The organism is Kitasatospora sp. P5_F3 (assembly GCF_054049135.1).
In genome coordinates, this window is the sequence record NZ_JBFUMY010000001.1 from 42,546 (window position 1) to 62,935 (window position 20,390).

Consider the following 20,390-nt stretch of genomic DNA (forward strand, 5'->3'; position numbering starts at 1 on the left):
CCAGGAGGACGAGATGAGCAACCCCTTCGAGAACGAGGACGGGCAGTTCCTGGTCCTGGTCAACCACGAGAACCAGCACTCCCTGTGGCCCGCCACCATCGAGGTCCCGGCCGGCTGGAACACCGTGCAGGACGCCGCTCCCCGGGCCGCCTGCCTCGCCTACATCGAGGAGCACTGGACCGACCTGCGGCCCGCCAGCCTGATCGCCGGCAGCCCGTACGCCAAGAGTTCCTGACCTTCACTCATCCGCACGAGGGCGGGACCGCGTGAGGTCGAATGCCCTGGCTCCGGGAGGCCCGATGATTCCGCTGTCCTTTGCCCAGGCCCGCCTCTGGTTCCTCAACCAGCTCGAGGGTCCGAGCCCGACCTACAACGTCCCGCTCACCGTCCGACTGCGCGGCCCGCTCGACCAGGAGGCGCTGCGGGCCGCGGTCACCGATCTGACCGACCGGCACGAGGCGCTGCGCACCGTGTACGTGGAGCGGGACGGCAGCCCCTGGCAGCAGGTGCTGGACCGGCCCACGCCGGTCTGGTCGGTCGCCGCCCACACGCCGGAGGCGGTCCGCACCGCCGCCGCGCACGGGTTCGACCTGGCGACCGAACTGCCGCTCCGGGCCCACCTGTTCCGGGCCGGGCCGACCGATCACACGCTCCTGCTGGTGCTGCACCACATCGCGGCCGACGGCTGGTCGCTGGGCCCGCTGGTCCGGGACCTGGCGACCGCCTACCGGGCCCGCAGCGCCGGCGGGGCGGCACCGGAGTGGGAGCCGCTGCCGGTGCAGTACTCCGACTACACGCTCTGGCAGCAGGAGCTGCTCGGCTCGGCCGACGACCCGGAGAGCCTGCTCGCCCAGCAACTCACCTACTGGCGCTCGGCGCTGGCCGAGCTGCCGGAGGAGCTGACCGTCCCGGCCGACCGGGCCAGGCCCGCCTCGCCCTCGTACCACGGTGACGTGCTGGCCACCCGGATCGGCCCCGAACTGCACGGCCGGCTCGCCGAGTTCGCCCGAGGCAGCGAGGCCACCCTGTTCATGGTGGTGCAGGCCGCGCTGTCCGCCCTGCTCTCCCGGCTGACCGGGAGCACCGACGTGCCGCTCGGCACGCCGGTGGCGGGGCGGACGGACCGTGAACTGGAGGACCTGGTCGGGTTCTTCGTCAACACCCTGGTGCTGCGCACCGACCTGTCGGGAGCGCCCAGCTTCCGGGAGCTGGTGGCCCGGGTCCGCGCCTCCGACCTGGAGGCGTTCGCCCACCAGGACCTGCCGTTCGAGCGGCTGGTGGAGGAGCTCAACCCGACCCGCAGCCTGGCCAGGCACCCACTGTTCCAGGTGATGCTGGTGCTCCAGAACAGCCCCGAGGCGGCGGCCGACTTCCCCGGTCTGACCGTCGATACCGAGGTCATCGACCTCGACGTGGCCAAGTTCGACCTGATCGTGGAGCTGGCCGAGGGCTCGGCGGGCGAGGGCATCAGCCTGCTGATGAAGTACGCCACCGACCTGCTCGACCGCGAGTCGGTGGTCGCGCTGACGGACCGGCTGCTCCGGCTGCTCGACGCGGCCCTGGCGGCACCGGACCTGCCGGTGGGTCAGTTGGACCTGCTGTCGGCGGCGGAGCGGCAGACGCTGGAGTCGGACTGGGCCGGTGCGCCCTCGCGGGTGTCGGCGGAGCGGACGGTGCACGAGCTGTTCGCCGAGCAGGCTTCCCGTACTCCGGACGCGACTGCGCTGGTCTTCGGTGACGAGCGGGTCAGCTACCGCGAGTTGAACGAACGCTCCACCCAACTCGCCCACCACCTGGTCGCCGCAGGGCTCCAGCGCGGCGACGTCGCCGGGATCTACCTGGAACGCTCCAGCCAGCTCGTCACCACCGTACTGGCCGTCCTCAAAGCCGGCGGCGCCTACACCATGCTCGACCCCGAGTTCCCCGTCGAACGCATCAACTCCCTGGTGGCGAGCACCCGGCTGGTGGTCACCCGCGCCGCACTCGCCGGCCGCCTGGCCGCCGACGAGATCCTGATCGAGCCCGCCGGCCTGTTCCCCGCCACCCCGCTGCCGCCGATCGCCGGACCGCTGGACGCCGCCTGCCTGATGTTCACCTCCGGCTCCACCGGCACCCCGAAAGGAGTCCTCTCCCCGCACCGAGCCGTCGTCGGCACCCTGCTCGGCCAGGACTTCGCCACCCTCGATCCTCAGCAGACCTGGCTCCAGTGCTCCCCGGTCTCCTGGGACGCCTTCGCCCTCGAACTCTTCAGCCCCCTGCTCTCCGGCGGCACCTGCGTCCTCCAGTCCGGCCAGCGCCCCGAACCGGCCGTCGTCGCCGAGCTGGTGACCCGCCATCAGGTCACCTCCCTGCACGTCTCCGCGAGCCTGCTCAACTTCCTCCTGGACGAGTACCCGCAGACCTTCACCGGCCTCCAGCAGGTGATGACCGGCGGCGAAGCCGCCTCCCTCCCGCACATCACTCGGCTGCTCACCGACCACCCCGAGATCCACCTCGTCAACGGCTACTCCCCCGCCGAGTCGATGATCTTCACCGTCGCCCACCACGTCACCCCCGCCGACACCACCCGCACCAGCGTCCCCGTCGGCCGCGCCCTCCACGGCAAACAACTCTGGGTCCTGGACGACCGGTTGGCCCTGCTCCCGCCCGGCGTCACCGGCGAGCTCTACATGTCCGGCCTCGGCCTGGCCCACGGCTACACCGCCCAGACGGCCCTCACCGCCGAACGCTTCGTCGCCTGCCCCCACGGCAACCCCGGCGAACGCATGTACCGCACCGGCGACCTCGTCCGCTGGCTCCCCGACGGCACCCTCGAATTCCTCGGCCGCGCCGACGACCAGGTCAAGATCCGCGGCTTCCGCGTCGAACCCGGCGAGGTGCAGGCCGCGTTGACGGCCCACCAAGCCGTCCGCCAGGCCGCCGCCGTGGTCCGCGAGGACACTCCGGGCGACAGGCGGCTGGTCGCCTACGTCGTCACCGACCATCCCGTCGACCCGACCACGCTGCGCGCCTTCGTCGCCGCCCGCCTGCCCGAGCACCTGGTCCCGTCGGCCGTGGTCGTGCTGGACGCCCTCCCGCTCACCCCGACCGGCAAGCTCGACCGCCGCGCACTGCCCGCCCCCGACCACACACCGCGCGAGACCGGGCGCCCGCCCCGGACTCCGCAGGAGGCCCAACTCTGCGATCTGTTCGCCGAGATCCTGGGCTTCGACCGGGCCGGGATCGAGGACGACTTCTTCGAACTCGGCGGCCACTCCCTGCTGGCCGCCCGCCTGATCGCCCGAATCCGCTCCGCCGCAGGCGTCGAGCTGACTGTCCGAGACCTGTTCGAGGCGCCGACCGTGTCGCGCCTCGCCGAGCGAATCCGTGGCGCCCACAGGGCGCGAAAGGGGTCCTACGTCATGGAGCGTCCCGAAGAGATCCCGCTGTCGTACGCGCAGCGCAGGCTCTGGTTCCTGAACAAGCTGGAGGGGCCGAACAGCACGTACAACGTGGCGCACACCATCCGGCTGCGCGGCCGCCTCGACGTGGACGCGCTGCACAGCGCGGTGTCCGACGTGGTCGGCCGGCACGAGGCGCTGCGCACCGTCTTCCTGGAGGTGGACGGCGAGCCGTACCAGCGGGTGGTGGCGCCCGGTGTGGCCCGGCCGATGGTGACGGTGCTGGACACCGACCCGGACGAGCTGCCGCTCGAACTCGACATGGCCTCCCGGCACTCCTTCGACCTGATGGTCGAACTCCCCATCCGCGCCCACATCTTCGCGGTCGGCCCGGAGGAGCACGTGCTGCTGCTGGTGATGCACCACATCGCCAGCGACGGCTGGTCGCTCGGCCCGGTGATGCGCGACCTGGCCACCGCGTACGGCGCGCGCTGCGACGGCGCAGCCCCGTACTGGGAGCCGCTGCCGGTGCAGTACGTCGACTACACGCTCTGGCAGCAGGACCTGCTCGGCTCGGCCGACGACCCGGACAGCCTGCTCTCCCAGCAACTCGCCTTCTGGCGGCAGGCGCTGGCCGACCTGCCGGAGGAGATCGCGCTCCCCGCCGACCGTAGCCGTCCCGCGCTGCCGACCAACCAGGGCCAGGTCACCACCGCCCGGCTCGGCGAGGGACTGCACCGCCGGCTGCTGGCCTTCGCCCGGGAGAACAACGCCACCCTCTTCATGGTGATGCAGGCGGCGCTGGCCGGGCTGCTCACCCGGCTCGGCGCGGGCACCGACATCCCGCTCGGCACCCCGACGGCCGGCCGTACCGACGACGCGCTGGAGGAGTTGGTCGGCTTCTTCGTCAACACCCTGGTGCTGCGCACCGACCTCTCCGGCGACCCGAGCTTCCGTCAGCTGGTGGCCAGGGTGAAGGAGGCCGACCTGGACGCCTACGCCCACCAGGACGTCCCGTTCGAGCGCCTGGTCGAGGAGCTCAACCCGGTCCGCACGCTCTCCCGGCACCCGCTGTTCCAGGTCATGCTGGTGGTGCAGAACAACGCCGAGGCCAAGCTCCGGCTGCCCGGTCTGGACACCGAGATCGCGCCGGTCACCACCGACACCGCCAAGTTCGACCTGACCCTCGGCTTCACCGAGACCTTCGGCCCCGACCGCGAGCCGGCCGGCATCCGGGCGATGGCGGAGTACGCCACGGACCTGTTCGACCGGAGCTCGGTGGAGGTGATCCTGGACCGGCTGGTCCGCCTGCTGGAGGGTCAGCTCACCGAACCGGACGTCCCGGTGGGCCGGTTGGAGATCCTCTCCGGCGACGAGCGGCAGGCGCTGCTGGTGGACTGGAACGACACGGCCATCGAGTTCCCCGCCGACCGCTGCGTGCACGAGCTGTTCGAGCAGCAGGCCGCCAGGCAGCCGGACGCCACCGCGCTGGTGTTCGGCGAGGACCGGGTGAGCTACCGCGAGCTGAACGAACGCTCCACCCAGCTCGCCCATCACCTGATCGCCGGTGGCTTCCGGCGCGGTGACGTGGCCGGGATCTATCTGGAACGCTCTGTCCAGCTGGTCGCCGCCGTACTGGCCGTCCTCAAGGCCGGTGGCACCTACACCATGCTCGACCCGGACTTCCCGGTCGAGCGGATCTCCACCGTGCTGACCCACACCGACGCCCGGCTGCTGCTCACCGTCGAGGAGCTGTCCGGCCGGCTGCCGGGCCCGCACCGCGAACTCGCCCTGGACACCGAGGCCGAGCTGATCGCCCGGCACCCCGTCACCGGCCTGCACGGACTGGCCGACCCGGGCGACGCCGCCTGCGTGATGTTCACCTCCGGCTCCACCGGCGTGCCGAAGGGCGTGGTCTCCCCGCACCGCGCGATCGTCGGCACCCTGGTCGGCCAGGGCTTCGTGGACTTCGACCGGGCCCAGATCTGGCTGCAGTGCGCCCCGGTCTCCTGGGACGCCTTCGCGCTGGAGCTGTTCGGCCCGCTGATGTCCGGCGGGATCTGCGTCCTGCAGCCCGGCCAGCGCCCCGAGCCGGCCGTCATCGCCGAGCTGGTGACCCGCCATCAGGTCACCTCGCTGCACGTCTCCGCCAGCCTGCTGAACTTCCTGCTCGACGAGTACCCGCAGACCTTCGCCGGCCTCCAGCAGGTGATGACCGGCGGCGAAGCAGCCTCCATCCCGCACGTGATGCGCCTGGTGCACAGCTTCCCGAAGATCCGCCTGGTGAACGGCTACTCCCCCGCCGAGTCGATGATCTTCACGGTCTCGCACGAGATCACCCCGGCCGACGGCACCCGCCCGTCCATCCCGGTCGGCCGCCCGCTCGGCAACAAGCGGCTGTACGTGCTGGACGAGGGCCTCGGCCTGGTCGCCCCCGGCGTCACCGGCGAGCTCTACATGTCCGGCGTCGGTCTGGCCCACGGCTACGCGGGCCAGGCGGCGCTGACCGCCGAGCGGTTCGTGGCCTGCCCGTACGGCGAGCCCGGCGAGCGGATGTACCGCACCGGCGACCTGGTGCGCTGGCGTGGCGACGGCATCCTGGAGTTCCTCGGCCGGGCCGACGACCAGGTGAAGATCCGCGGCTTCCGGGTCGAGCCGGGCGAGGTGCGGGCCGCCCTGGCCGGCTTCCCCGGGGTCGGCCAGGCCGCCGTCCTGGTCCGGGAGGACCGGCCCGGCGACAAGCGGCTGGTCGCCTACGTGGTCACCGACGGCTCACCCGAGGCCCTGGCGGTCGACGCCTCCGCCCTGCGGTCCCACGTGGCCGAGCGGCTGCCCGAGTACATGGTGCCCTCCGCGGTCGTCTTCCTGGACGCGCTGCCGATGACCCCGACCGGCAAGCTGGACCGCAGGGCGCTGCCCGCCCCCGACCACCTGCACCGGCCGCAGGGCCGCGAACCCCGGAACGCCCAGGAGGAGTTGCTCTGCGGTCTGTTCGCCGAGATCCTCGGCCTGGAGTCGGTCGGCATAGACGACGACTTCTTCGACCTCGGCGGCCACTCGCTGCTGGTCACCCGCCTGGTCAGCCGGCTCCGCTCGGTGCTCGGCGTCGAGATCGGCATCCGTGACCTGTTCCAGGCGCCGACGGTGGCCCGGCTCGGCAAGCGGGTGGATCGCGCCCAGCACGCCCGCCCGGCGCTCCGCGCGGTAATCAGGCCGGACCGGCTGCCGCTCTCCTTCGCCCAGCAACGGCTCTGGTTCCTCGGCCAGTTGGAGGAGCAGGGGTCGGCGTACAACGTCCCGGTCACCATCCGGCTGCGCGGTGCGCTGGACACCCGGGCACTGCGGGCGGCCGTCGCGGACGTGGTGGCCCGGCACGAGGTGCTGCGGACCGTCTTCCAGGAGTGGGCCGGCGAGCCGTACCAGCGGGTGCTAGCGCCGGAGCAGGCCGAGATCCCGTGGAGCGAACTGACCGTCGACGAGGCCGGGCTGCCCGGGCTGATCGCCGGGGCCGCCAACCAGGGCTTCGACCTGTCGGCCCAACCACCGCTCCGGGTACACCTCTTCGAACTCGACCCCGAGCAGCACGTGTTGCTGCTGGTGATGCACCACATCGCCAGCGACGGCTGGTCGATGGGCCCGCTGGTCCGCGACCTGGGGGCCGCGTACGCGGCCCGGAGCACCACCGGCGAGGCACCCGACTGGCAGCCACTGCCGGTCCAGTACGCCGACTACACGATCTGGCAGCAGGAGCTGCTCGGTGCGGCCGACGATCCGGGCAGCCTGATCTCCCAGCAACTCGCCTTCTGGCGCTCGGCGCTGGCCGAGCTGCCGGAGGAGCTGACCGTCCCGTCGGACCGCCCGCGCCCGGCCGCACCGACCAACCTCGGCGACGCGGTCAACGTCACCGTCGGCGCCGAGCTGCACGGCAGACTGCTCAGCTTCGCCCGGGAGAACCAGGCCACGCTCTTCATGGTCCTGCAGGCCGGTCTTGCCGCCCTGCTCTCCCGGCTCGGCGGCGGGACCGACATCCCGCTCGGCACCCCGGTCGCGGGCCGGGTGGACGAGGCCGCCGACGACCTGGTGGGCTTCTTCGTCAACACCCTGCTGCTGCGCACCGACCTCTCCGGCGACCCCGGCTTCCGCGAACTGGTGGCCCGGGTACGGGAATCCGACCTGGACGCGTACGCCAACCAGGACGTGCCGTTCGAGCGGCTGGTGGAGGAGCTCAACCCGGTCCGTACGCTGGCCAGGCACCCGCTGTTCCAGATCATGCTGGTGGTGCAGAACAACAGCGCCGCCGAGCTGGTGATCCCCGGCCTGGCCGCCGAGATCGTCCCGGCCGGGGTCGACACGGTGAAGTTCGACCTGACGGTGGCCGTCACCGAGCGCCGCGAGGACGGTGTGCCGGCCGGGCTGCGGATCAACGTGGACTACGCCTCCGACCTCTACGACCGGGACACGGTCGAGGAGTTGGCGGCCCGGCTGGTCCGCCTGCTGGAGGGGGCGCTGGCCGCGCCGGAACTTCCGGTCGGCCTGGTCGACGTCCTGTCGGGGGCGGAGCGGCGGACGCTGGAGTTGGACTGGGCCGGTGCGCCCTCGCGGGTGTCGGCGGAGCGGACGGTGCACGAGCTGTTCGCCGAGCAGGCTTCCCGTACTCCGGACGCGACCGCGCTGGTCTTCGGTGACGAGCGGGTGAGCTACCGCGAGTTGAACGAACGCTCCACCCAACTCGCCCACCACCTGGTCGCCGAAGGGCTCCAGCGCGGCGATGTCGCCGGGATCTATCTGGAACGCTCCAGCCAGCTCGTCACCGCCGTACTCGCCGTACTCAAGGCCGGCGGCGCCTACACCATGCTCGACCCCGAGTTCCCCGTCGAACGCATCAATGCGGTGCTCGCCCACACCGGGGCCCGACTGGTCGTCACCCGCTCCACCCTGGCCGGGAAGCTCGACGCACCCGAGGTGCTGACCGACCGGCTGCCCGCCCTGCCCACCACCCCGCTGCCGCCGATCGCCGGACCGCTGGACGCCGCCTGCCTGATGTTCACCTCCGGCTCCACCGGCACCCCCAAGGGCGTGGTCTCCCCGCACCGCGCGATCGTCGGCACCCTGCTCGGCCAGGACTTCGCCACCCTCGACCCCGAGCAGGTCTGGCTCCAGTGCTCCCCGGTCTCCTGGGACGCCTTCGCCCTCGAACTCTTCAGCCCCCTGCTCTCCGGCGGGGTCTGCGTCCTCCAGCCCGGCCAGCGCCCCGAACCCACCGTGATCGCCGCCCTGGTCCGCGAACACGCCGTCACCACCCTGCACGTCTCCGCCAGCCTGCTCAACTTCCTCCTGGACGAGTACCCGCAGGTCTTCACCGACCTCCAGCAGGTGATGACCGGTGGCGAAGCAGCCTCCCTCCCGCACGTACAGCGCCTGGTGACGGACTTCCCGAAGATCCGCCTGGTGAACGGCTACTCGCCGGCCGAGTCGATGATCTTCACCGTCGCCCACCACATCACCCCCGCCGACACCGGCCGCACCAGCATCCCGGTCGGCCGCGCCCTGCACGGCAAGCAACTCTGGGTCCTGGACGCCCACCTCAACCTCGTCGCCCCCGGCGTCACCGGCGAGCTCTACATGTCCGGCCTCGGGCTGGCCCACGGCTACACCGCCCAGACCGCCCTCACCGCCGAACGCTTCGTCGCCTGCCCCCACGGCAACCCCGGCGAACGCATGTACCGCACCGGCGACCTCGTCCGCTGGCTCCCCGACGGCACCCTCGAATTCCTCGGCCGCGCCGACGACCAGGTCAAAATCCGCGGCTTCCGCGTCGAACCCGGCGAAGTCCGCACCGCCATCGGCAAGTTCCCCGGCATCGGCCAGTCGGCGGTCGTGGTCCGCGAGGACCAGCCCGGTGACAAACGGCTGGTCGCGTACGTGGTCACGGACCGCCCGGTCGACCCGGCCGCCGTCCGCGCCTTCGTCGCCGAGCGGCTCCCGGAGTACATGGTCCCCTCGGCCGTCGTCCTGCTGGACGCGCTGCCGATGACCCCGACCGGCAAGCTCGACCGCCGCGCACTGCCCGCCCCCGACCACACCGCCCGAGCCGTCGGCCGAGGCCCGCGCGACGAGCGGGAGGAGAAGCTCTGCGGCCTGTACGCCGAGATCCTCTGCCTGGACACCGTCGGCATCGACGACAACTTCTTCGACCTCGGCGGCCACTCGCTGCTGGTCACCCGCCTGATCAGCCGGGTCCGCTCGGTGATGAGCGCCGAACTCACCATCAAGGCCGTCTTCGAGGCGCCCACCGTCGCCGATCTGACCAGCCGTCTGACCACCGCCACCCGGGCCCGGCCGGCCCTGCGGGCCCGCACCAAGGAGGTCTCCTCGTGATCCCGCTCTCCTACGCGCAGACCCGGCTCTGGTTCTACGAGCAGATCGCGGGCACCAGCTCGGCCTACAACCTGCCCTACGCGCTGCGCCTGACCGGCAAGTTGGACACCGAGGCACTGCACCTCGCGCTGACCGACGTGCTCGACCGCCACGAGGCACTGCGCACCACCTACGGCGAGGCCGACGGACAGCCGTACCAGCGGGTGCTGCCGATCGAGGACGTCGTCCCGGTCTGGACCGTCACCCCCTGCACCGAGCAGAGCCTCACCGCCGTACTGGCCGAGGCCTGCAACCTGGCCTTCGACCTGACCACCGATCTGCCGATCCGGCCCTTCCTGTTCCAGATCACCGAGCAGGAGCACGTGTTGCTGCTGGTGATGCACCACATCGCCACCGACGGCTGGTCGCTGGGCCCGCTGGTCCGCGACCTGGCCACCGCCTACCGGGCCCGCCGCCGGAGCAGCGCACCCGACTGGGAGCCGCTGCCGGTCCAGTACGCCGACTACACCCTCTGGCAGCACGAACTCCTCGGCACCGACGAGGACCCCGAGAGCCTGCTCAGCCAGCAACTCGCTCACTGGCGCGAGGCCCTGGCCGGTCTCCCGGACGAGGTCGCGCTGCCGCTGGACCGTCCCCGCCCGGCCGTCCCCTCGCACAAGGGCACCGCCGTCTCGACCGTCAGCACGCCCGAGCTGCACACCCGGCTGCTCGCCTTCGCCCGGGAGCGGAACGCCACCGTCTTCATGGTGGTGCAGGCCGCGCTGGCCACCCTGATGTCCCGACTCGGTGCGGGGACCGACATCCCGCTCGGGTCCGCCACGGCCGGCCGCACCGACGAGGCACTGGACGACCTGGTCGGCTTCTTCGTCAACACCCTGGTGCTGCGCACCGACCTCTCCGGCGACCCCGGCTTCGGCGAACTGATCGGCCGGGTAAGGGAGTCCGACCTCGCCGCCTTCGCCCACCAGGACGTCCCGTTCGAGCGCCTGGTGGAGGAACTCAACCCCACCCGCAGCCTGGCCAGACACCCGCTGTTCCAGATCATGCTGCTCGCCCAGCAGGCGGGCGAGGGCACCGGCTCGGGACCGGACTTCGCCGAACTCGCCACCGCCCCCCTGCCGGTGGGCACCGACGCGGTCAAGTTCGACCTCACCCTGGCGGTCGGCGAGTCACACCGCGACGGCCGCCCGGCCGGGCTGCGCCTCAACGCCGACTACGCCACCGAGGTACTGGACGGTGACTCGGTCCGCCGGCTGCTGGCCCAGCTGCTCCGACTGCTGGGCTCCGCGCTGGCCGCCCCCGAGCTACCCGTCAGCCGCCTCGACCTGCTCTCCGAGGCCGAGCGGCACACCGTCCTGGTGGAGTGGAACGACACCGCCGTCCCGCTCCCGGACGGCCGCCCGCTGCCCGAACTGATCGCCGAGCACGCCCGTCGCACCCCGACGGCAATCGCACTGGAGCACGGCACCGAGCGCCTCACGTACGCCGAACTCGACACCCGGGCCAACCGGTTGGCCCACCATCTGATCACCCAGGGTGCCGCACCCGGGGTCCTGGTCGGGCTCTGCCTGGAGCGCGGCATCGACCGGATCGTCACCCTGCTGGCCATCCTCAAGACCGGCGCCGCATACGTCACCCTGGACGCCTCGTACCCGGCCGACCGCCTCGCCTTCATCGCCGAGGACGCCGCGCTCCCCCTGCTGGTCACCGAGCCCGCCCTGCTCGACCGGCTGCCCGTCACCTCCGCCGCCCTGGTCCTCCTCGACAGCGTGCCCGACGGCCCGGACACCGCACCCGCCGTCACCATCCGGCCCGGGGACGCCGCGTACGTCATCTACACCTCCGGCTCCACCGGCCGCCCCAAGGGCGTGGTCTGCGCACACGCCGGGCTGAGCGACCTGTGCGCCTGGGCGGTCCGGGAGTTCGGCCTCGGTGCGGCCGACCGGGCGAGCCAGCTCTCCACCCCGGGCTTCGACTCCTCGGTCATCGAGCTCTGGCCGGTGCTCACCGCCGGCGGCACCGCCGTCCTGCCCGACAGCCGTCTGCTGGAGGACGCCGAGGCACTCACCCACTGGGTCGCCGACTCCGGCACCACGGTCTGCTTCATGCCGACTCCCCGCCTGGAGGCCGCACTTGACGACCTGACGGCGAAGCCGGGTGCCCTGCGCCAGGTCTACGTCGGCGGTGACACGCTGCGCCGCTGGCCCGCGCCGGACTCGCAGTTCCGCCTCTCCAACCAGTACGGGCCGACCGAGTTCACCGTCGGCGCCACCGCCGCCGACCTCGGCCCCGAGCCCACCCCGGGCGCCCTGCCGCCGATCGGCGGCCCGAACGACAACACCCGGCTGTACGTGCTCGACCAGCACCTCGCACCGGTCCCGGCCGGTGCCACCGGCGAGCTCTACCTGGCCGGGGCCGGACTGGCCCGGGGTTACCTCAACCGCCCCGACCTGACCGCCGAGCGCTTCGTCGCCTGCCCCTACGGCGCACCGGGCGAGCGGATGTACCGCACCGGCGACCTGGTCCGCCGCCGCCCCGACGGACAGCTCGCCTTCGCCGGACGGGCCGACCAACAGGTCAAGATCCGTGGCCTGCGGATCGAACTCGGCGAGATCGAGGCCATGCTCACCCGCCACCCCGACGTCACCCAGGCCGCCCTGGACCTCTACCAGGGCCCCGGCGATCGCAAGGAACTGGTCGCCTACCTGACCGGCAGTCAGCCGCTCGACCCGGCGGAGCTCCGCCGGCACGCGGCCCAGTGGCTGCCCGACTACATGGTCCCGACCGTGTTCGTGCAGCTCGACGCGCTGCCGCTGACCCCGAACGGCAAGCTCGACCGGCGCGCCCTGCCCGCTCCCGAGCTCCCCGAGCGGCAGGCCGGACGAGGCCCCCGGAACGCCCGGGAGGAGCTGCTCTGCGGCATCTTCGCGGACCTGCTCGGCCTGGAGACAGTCGGCATCGACGAGAACTTCTTCGACCTCGGCGGCCACTCCCTGCTGGTCACCCGCCTGATCAGCCGGGTCCGGACGGTGATGAGCGCCGAACTCACCATCAAGGCCGTCTTCGAGTCACCCACCATCGCCGAGCTGGTCAACCAGCTGGTCACCGACGGCGGCCGGCGTCCCGGTCTGCGCCGCACCGACCGGGACACCGCGATTCCGCTCTCCCCCGCCCAGGCCAGACTCTGGTTCTACGAGCAGGCCCAGGGCGCCGACAGCACGGCGTACAACTTCCCGTACGCGATCCGGCTCCAGGGCGAACTGGACGGCCCGGCCCTGCAGTTGGCCCTGGACGATGTGATCGCCCGGCACGAGACGCTGCGCACCACCTACCAGGAGGTCGACGGCGAGCCCCGGCAGCGGATCGTACCGGTTGAGGCGGCGCACCCCGCCTGGACCTTCGGCCGCTGCGCCGAACCGGATCTGAGCGCCGAGCTGGCCCGCGCCTGCAACGTCCCCTTCGACCTCGCCACCGACCTGCCGATCCGGCCGCACCTGCTCCAGATCACCGAGCAGGAGCACGTGTTGCTGCTGGTGCTCCATCACATCGCCACCGACGGCTGGTCGCTCGGCCCGTTCACCCGGGACCTGGCCACCGCCTACCGGGCCCGCCGGGACGGCGCCGCGCCCGACTGGCAGCCGCTGCCGGTCCAGTACGCCGACTACACCCGCTGGCAGCACGAGCTGCTCGGCACCGACGACGACCCGGAGACCCTGCTCTCCCGTCAACTCGCCCACTGGCGCGAGGCGCTGGCCGGTCTTCCGGACGAGGTCACGCTCCCGCTGGACCGCCCCCGGCCGGCCAAGCCCACCCACCAGGGCGCAGCGGTCACCCTGACCAGCTCGCCCGAGCTGCACGCCCGGCTGCTCGCCTTCACCCGCGAGCAGCATGCCACCCTCTACATGGTCGCCCAGGCCACGCTGGCCGCACTGCTCAGCCGGCTCGGTGCGGGCACCGACATCCCACTCGGCTCCGCCACGGCAGGCCGCACCGACGAAGCACTGGACGACCTGGTCGGCTTCTTCGTCAACACCCTGGTGCTGCGCACCGACGTCTCCGGCGACCCCGGCTTCGGCGAACTGGTGGCCCGGGTACGGGAGTCAGACCTCGCGGCCTTCGCCCACCAGGACGTCCCGTTCGAGCGGATCGTCGAGGAACTCAACCCGACCCGCAGCCTGGCCAGACACCCGCTGTTCCAGATCATGCTGCTCGCCCAGCCACCCGGCGACAGCCAGGGGTCCGGCAGCGGCCAGGGGCCCGAGTTCATCGGCCTGGCCACCGAGCCCGTCCCGGTCGGCACCGACGCGGTGAAGTTCGACCTGACCCTGGCCGTCGCCGAGACCCGACTGGACGGTGCCCCCGCCGGGTTGCGACTGAACGCCGACTACGCCACCGAGCTGCTCGACCAGGACACCGTGACCCGGCTGCTCGGCCAGTTCCTCCGGCTGCTGGAGGCCGCGCTCGACGACCCCACCCGGCCCGTCAGCAGCCTCGACCTGCTCTCCGAGGCCGAGCGGCACACCGTGCTGGTGGAGTGGAACGACACCGCGGTGGCGTTCCCGACCGACCGCCGGGTGCACGAGGTGATCGCCCGGCACGCCCGGCTGACCCCGACCGCGACCGCCCTCGAGTGTGGTCCCGAGCGGCTCAGCTATGCCGAACTCGACGCCCGTGCCAACCAGTTGGCACACCACCTGATCGACCACGGGGTCACCCCCGGCGCCCTGGTCGGCGTCTGCCTGGACCGGGGCACCGCCCAGGTGGTCACCCTGCTGGCGATCCTCAAGTCCGGCGCCGCGTACGTCCCGCTGGACGCCTCCTACCCCGCCGAGCGGCTCGCCTTCATCGTCGAGGACGCCGCGCTGACCCTGGTGGTCACCCAGGCCGAGCTGGCCGACCGGCTGCCCGGCACCACCGCCGTCCTGTTCGGCAGCCAGCACGGCCCGGACACCGCACCGCCGGTGACCGTGCAGCCGAGGGACGCCGCGTACGTCATCTACACCTCCGGCTCCACCGGCCGCCCGAAGGGCGTGGTCTGCGAACACGCCGGGCTCGGCAACCTGGCCGCCTGGATGATCCACGAGTACGGGCTGACCGCCGCCGACCGCTCCAGCCAGCTCGCCACCCCGGGGTTCGACTCCTCGGTGATGGAGCTCTGGTCGATCCTCTGTGCGGGTGGCACCGCCTGTCTGCCGACGCCTCATCTGCTGGACGACGCCGAGGCGTTGACCCAGTGGGTGGCCGACAGCGGGATCACCGCCTGCTACATGCCGACCCCCCGGATGGAGGCCGCCCTCGACGACCTGACCGCCAACCCGGGTGCGCTGCGGCTGATCTACCTCGGCGGCGACACGCTCCGCCGCTGGCCCGCCCCCGGGGTCCCGTTCCGGATGTCGAACCAGTACGGGCCGACCGAGTTCACCGTCACCACCACCGCCGCCGACCTCGGCCCGGAGCCGAGCCCGGGCGCCCTGCCGCCGATCGGCCGGCCCGCCGCCAACACCCGGGTCTACGTCCTGGACGGCCACCTCAACCCCGTCCCGGTCGGCGCGGTCGGCGAGCTCTACCTCGCCGGGGCCGGTCTGGCCCGGGGCTATCTGAACCGGACCGGACTGACCGCCGAGCGGTTCGTCGCCTGCCCGTACGGCGAGCCCGGCGAGCGGATGTACTGCACCGGCGACCTGGTCCGGCTCCGCCCCGACGGTCAGCTCGCCTTCGGCGGACGGGCCGACCAGCAGGTCAAGATCCGTGGCCTGCGGATCGAGCTCGGCGAGATCGAGGCCCTGCTCACCCGCCACCCCGAGATCACCCAGGTCGCCCTGCTGGTCCGCGAGGACCGCCCCGGCGACCGCCGCCTGGTCGCCTATCTGACCGCCGGTCAGCAGCTCGACCCGGACGGGCTGGCCCGGTACTCCGCCCAGTGGCTGCCGCAGTACATGGTCCCGTCCGCCTTCGTCCAGCTCGACCGGCTGCCGCTGACCCCGAACGGCAAACTCGACCGCCGTGCCCTGCCCGCCCCCGAACTGCCCACCGGTGAGACCGGCCGGGAGCCCAGGGACGAGCGGGAGCGGGTGCTCTGCGCGATCTTCGCGGAGGTGCTCGGACAGCCGGCCGTCTCCATCGACGACAGCTTCTTCGACCTCGGCGGCCACTCCCTGCTGGTCACCCGGCTGATCAGCCGGGTCCGCACCACGCTGGGCGCCGAACTCACCATCCAGGCCGTGTTCGAGGCACCCACCATCGCCGAGCTGGCCGGCCGGCTGACCGGCGAGACTCGCCCCGCGCTCCGCCCGGTCGAGCGCGACGCGGCCGTCCCGCTGTCGCACGCGCAGCACCGGCTCTGGTTCCACGAGCAGATCCAGGGGCCGGGCCCGGCCTACAACCTGCCCTATGCGCTGCGCCTGACCGGCGAGTTGGACACCGAGGCGCTCCGCCTCGCGCTGACCGACGTGCTCGACCGCCACGAGGCGCTGCGCACCACCTACGGCGAGATCGACGGCGAGCCCCGGCAGCGGGTGCTGCCCGTCGGCGCCACTCCGCACTGGACCTACGCGGACTGCGCCGAACCGGCCCTGGACGCCCTGCTGGCCGAGGCCTGCGGCCACGTCTTCGACCTGACCGCCGACCTGCCGATCCGGCCCTTCCTGTTCCAAGTCACCGGACAGGAGCACGTGTTGCTGCTGGTGATGCACCACATCGCCACCGACGGCTGGTCCCTCGGCCCACTGCTCAGCGACCTGGCCACCGCCTACCGGGCCCGCTGCACCGCCGCCGCACCCGACTGGCAGCCGCTGCCGGTCCAGTACGCCGACTACACCCTCTGGCAGCACGAACTGCTCGGCACCGACGAGGACCCCGAGAGCCTGCTCAGCCGCCAACTCGCCCACTGGCGCGAGGCTCTGGCCGGCCTCCCGGACGAGGTACCGCTGCCGCTGGACCGCCCCCGCCCGGCCAAGCCGTCCTTCCGCGGCGCAGCGGCCACCGTCACCAGCAGCCCCGAGCTGCACGCCCGGTTGCTCGCCTTCACCCGCGAGCAGCACGCCACCCTCTACATGGTCGCCCAGGCCGCCCTCGGCGCCCTGCTCTGCCGCCTCGGCGTGGGCACGGACATCCCGGTCGGCTCGGCCACGGCGGGCCGCACCGACGAAGCCCTGGACGACCTGGTCGGCTTCTTCGTCAACACCCTGGTGCTCCGCACCGACGTCTCCGGCGACCCGACGTTCCGTGAACTGGTCACCCGGGTACGGGAGTCGGACCTCGCCGGGTACGCCAACCAGGACGTACCGTTCGAGCGGATCGTCGAGGAGCTCAACCCGACCCGCAGCCTGGCCAGACACCCGCTGTTCCAGATCATGCTGCTCGCCCAGCCACCCAGCGAGGGCCACGGCGCGGCCTTCCACGGGCTGACCACCACCCCGCTGACGATCGGCACCGGCGCCGCCAAGTTCGACCTCACGCTGGCCGTCGCCGAGACCCGGCAGGACGGCGCCCCGGCCGGGTTGCGACTGAACGCCGACTACGCCACCGACCTGCTCGACCACGACACGGTCACCCGCCTGCTCGGCCAGTTCCTCCGAGTGCTGGAAACCGCGCTCGCCGACCCGGAGCTGCCGGTCAGCCGGCTCGACCTGCTCACCGAGGCCGAGCGGCACACCGCCCTGGTGGAGTGGAACGACACCGCCGTCCCGGCCGTCACCGACCGGCCGGTACCCGAACTGATCGCCGAGCACGCCCGCCGCACCCCGGCCGCGACCGCCCTGGAGCACGGCACCGAGCGCCTCACCTACGCCGAACTCGACACCCGGGCCAACCGCCTGGCCCATCACCTGATCGAGCGGGGCGTCACGCCGGGCGCGCTGGTCGGAGTCTGCCTGGACCGGGGCACCGAGCTGATCACCACCCTGCTCGCGGTCCTGAAGGCCGGCGCCGCGTACGTCCCGCTGGACTCCTCCTACCCCACCGAACGGCTCGCCTTCCTGATCCAGGACGCCGCACTGACCCTGGTGGTCACCCGGCCCGAACTGGCCGACCGGCTACCGGACATCCCCCTCGTCCTGCCCGGCCACCCCGACGGACCCGACACCGCACCCGCGGTCACCGTCCGGCCCAGGGACGCCGCGTACGTCATCTACACCTCCGGCTCCACCGGCCGCCCCAAGGGCGTGATCTGCGAACACGCCGGACTGACCGACCTGTGCGCCTGGATCACCGGCGAGTACGGCGTCACCGCCGCCGACCGCGCCAGCCAGCTCGCCACCCCGGGCTTCGACGCCTCGGTGATGGAGCTCTGGCCGGTGCTGACCGCCGGTGGCACCGCCGTCCTGCCGGACACCCGACTGCTGGACGACGCCGAGGCGTTGACCCGCTGGGTGGCCGAGGCCGGGATCACCGCCTGCTTCATGCCGACCCCCCGCCTGGAGGCCTCGCTCGACGACCTGACCGCCGACCCCGGCGCCCTGCGTCTGCTCTACCTGGGCGGTGACACGCTGCGCCGCTGGCCCGCCCCCGGGGTCCCGTTCCGGATGGTCAACATGTACGGGCCGACCGAGTTCACCGTCGCGGCCACCGCCGCCGACCTCGGTCCCGAGCCGAGCCCCGGCGCCCTGCCGCCGATCGGCGGGCCGGTGCACAACACCCGCGTCTACGTACTCGACCAGCACCTCGCACCCGTCCCGGTCGGCGCGACCGGCGAGCTCTACCTCGCCGGGGCGGGCCTGACCCGGGGTTACCTCAACCGCCCCGGTCTCACCGCCGAGCGCTTCACCGCCAACCCCTACGGCGCGCCGGGCGAGCGGATGTACCGCACCGGCGACCTGGTCCGCCGCCGCCCCGACGGACAGCTCGCCTTCGCCGGACGGGCCGACCAGCAGGTCAAGATCCGCGGCCTGCGGATCGAACTCGGGGAGATCGAGGCCCAGTTGGCCCGGCACCTGGAGGTGGCCCAGGTCGCCCTGGACGTCCGGGAGGACCAGCCGGGCAGCCGACGCCTGGTCGCCTACCTGACCGCCGCTCACCCGCTCGACCCGCTGGACCTGGCCGGGCTGCGGGCCTTCGCCGCCGAGCAGCTGCCCGACTACATGGTCCCGGCCGCCTTCGTCCAGCTGGACGCACTGCCGCTGACCCCGAACGGCAAGCTCGACCGCCGCGCCCTGCCCGCCCCCGACCTCCCCACCCGGCAGGCGAGCCGGGGCCCGCGCGACGAGCGGGACCGGACGCTCTGCGGGATCTTCGCCCAGGTGCTCGGGCAGCCGGAGGTGGGCATCGACGACAACTTCTTCGACCTCGGCGGCCACTCCCTGCTGGCCACCCGCCTGGTCAGCCGGATCCGCTCCGCACTCGGCGCCCGGCTCAGCCTGCGGGCCCTGTTCGAGGCTCCGACCGTGGCTGAACTGGCCGAACACCTGGACTCCGGCGAGGAGTCGGACTCGCTGTCCGTCCTGCTGCCGCTCCGGCCGCGCGGCTCGCGGACCCCACTGTTCTGCGTCCACCCGGCCGCCGGGGTGAGCTGGGTGTTCTCCGGCCTGATCGGCACGCTCGATCCGGAGCAGCCGGTCTACGGCCTCCAGTCCCGGGCCTTCGCCGACCCGGAGGCGGCGCCCGCGAGCATCGAGGAGATGGCCAAGGACTACCTGGAGCAGATCCGGCAGGTCCAGCCCACCGGCCCGTACCAGCTGCTCGGCTGGTCGTACGGCGGCGCGGTCGCCCACTCGATGGCGGTCCAGCTGCAAGCGGCGGGCGAACAGGTCGCGCTGCTGGCGATGCTGGACGGCTACCCGCCGATCCCGGCCCAACTCCGGGACTGGTCCCCGGAGGACGGCGAGACGCTGGCCGCCCTGCTCAACACCCTCGGCTACCCGCTGGACGGTTACCGCGACGGCCGGCCGACCCCGGACGAGTACCGGACGGCGGTGCAGCAAGCCGACGGCCCGCTGGCCGGGCTCGAACCCGAACTGCTGGCCGCCCTGCCCCGGGTGTTCGCGGGCAACCTCAACCTGCTGGCCGACCACGAACCGGGCCACTTCGACGGCGAGTTGCTGTTCTACCTGGCCACCGCCGACCGCCCGGCCGACGCCCCCGAACCCACCGTCTGGCAGCCGTACGTCGGCGGCGGGCTCACCGTGCACCCGATCGACTGCGCCCACGCCTGGATGACCGGGCCCGCACCACTCGCCGCGATCCGCCCGACCCTGACCGCCGCCCTGCTTTCTGGAGACCCCCGATGACCACTGCCCCGCCCGCCACCGAGAGCGCCTTCGCCGTCCAGGTGGTCCGCCACTTCTACGAGTTGGTCGACCGCGGCGACGCCCCCGGCCTGGCCGCGCTGTTCGCGCCGGACGCCGAGTACCGCCGCCCCGGCTACGGGCTGATGACCGGCCCCGAGGGCCTGCTCGGCTTCTACGGGCGGGACCGCACCATCCGCGAGGGCAACCACACCCTCACCACCGTGCTCGCGGACGGCCCGACGGTCGGCGTCTTCGGTGAGTTCCACGGCGTGCTGCACTCCGGCGAGCCGGTCGACCTGCGCTTCGCCGACAGCTTCACCGTCCGCCCCGACGGGCTGTTCGCCACCCGCGACACCTACTTCTTCGCTCCGCTCGTCTGACCGTCCGTCCACCCCTCTTGCATCCCTCC

4 protein-coding genes are annotated in these 20,390 nt (G+C 72.6%); all 4 read left to right on the forward strand.

What is annotated here, in order from left to right:
* Nucleotides 1-13: 13 nt before the first annotated feature.
* The gene (locus ACXJMZ_RS00125) at nucleotides 14-235 is read left to right on the forward strand and encodes an MbtH family protein (protein WP_184912013.1); all 222 of its coding nucleotides are present in this window, start codon (nucleotides 14-16) and stop codon (nucleotides 233-235) included.
* Nucleotides 236-299: 64 nt separating this feature from the next.
* A complete protein-coding gene (locus ACXJMZ_RS00130; RefSeq protein WP_457027864.1) occupies nucleotides 300-9,758 on the forward strand; it encodes an amino acid adenylation domain-containing protein in 9,459 nt (3,152 codons plus the stop codon).
* Nucleotides 9,755-19,981, forward strand: coding sequence for an amino acid adenylation domain-containing protein (locus ACXJMZ_RS00135; protein WP_457027865.1), 10,227 nt, complete (start codon nucleotides 9,755-9,757; stop codon nucleotides 19,979-19,981). The genes ACXJMZ_RS00130 and ACXJMZ_RS00135 overlap by 4 nt, the downstream gene beginning before the upstream one ends.
* Nucleotides 19,978-20,361: a nuclear transport factor 2 family protein gene (locus tag ACXJMZ_RS00140; protein ID WP_457027866.1), complete on the forward strand. Its 384-nt coding sequence runs from the start codon at nucleotides 19,978-19,980 to the stop codon at nucleotides 20,359-20,361. The genes ACXJMZ_RS00135 and ACXJMZ_RS00140 overlap by 4 nt, the downstream gene beginning before the upstream one ends.
* The last annotated feature ends 29 nt before the right edge of the window (nucleotides 20,362-20,390 follow it).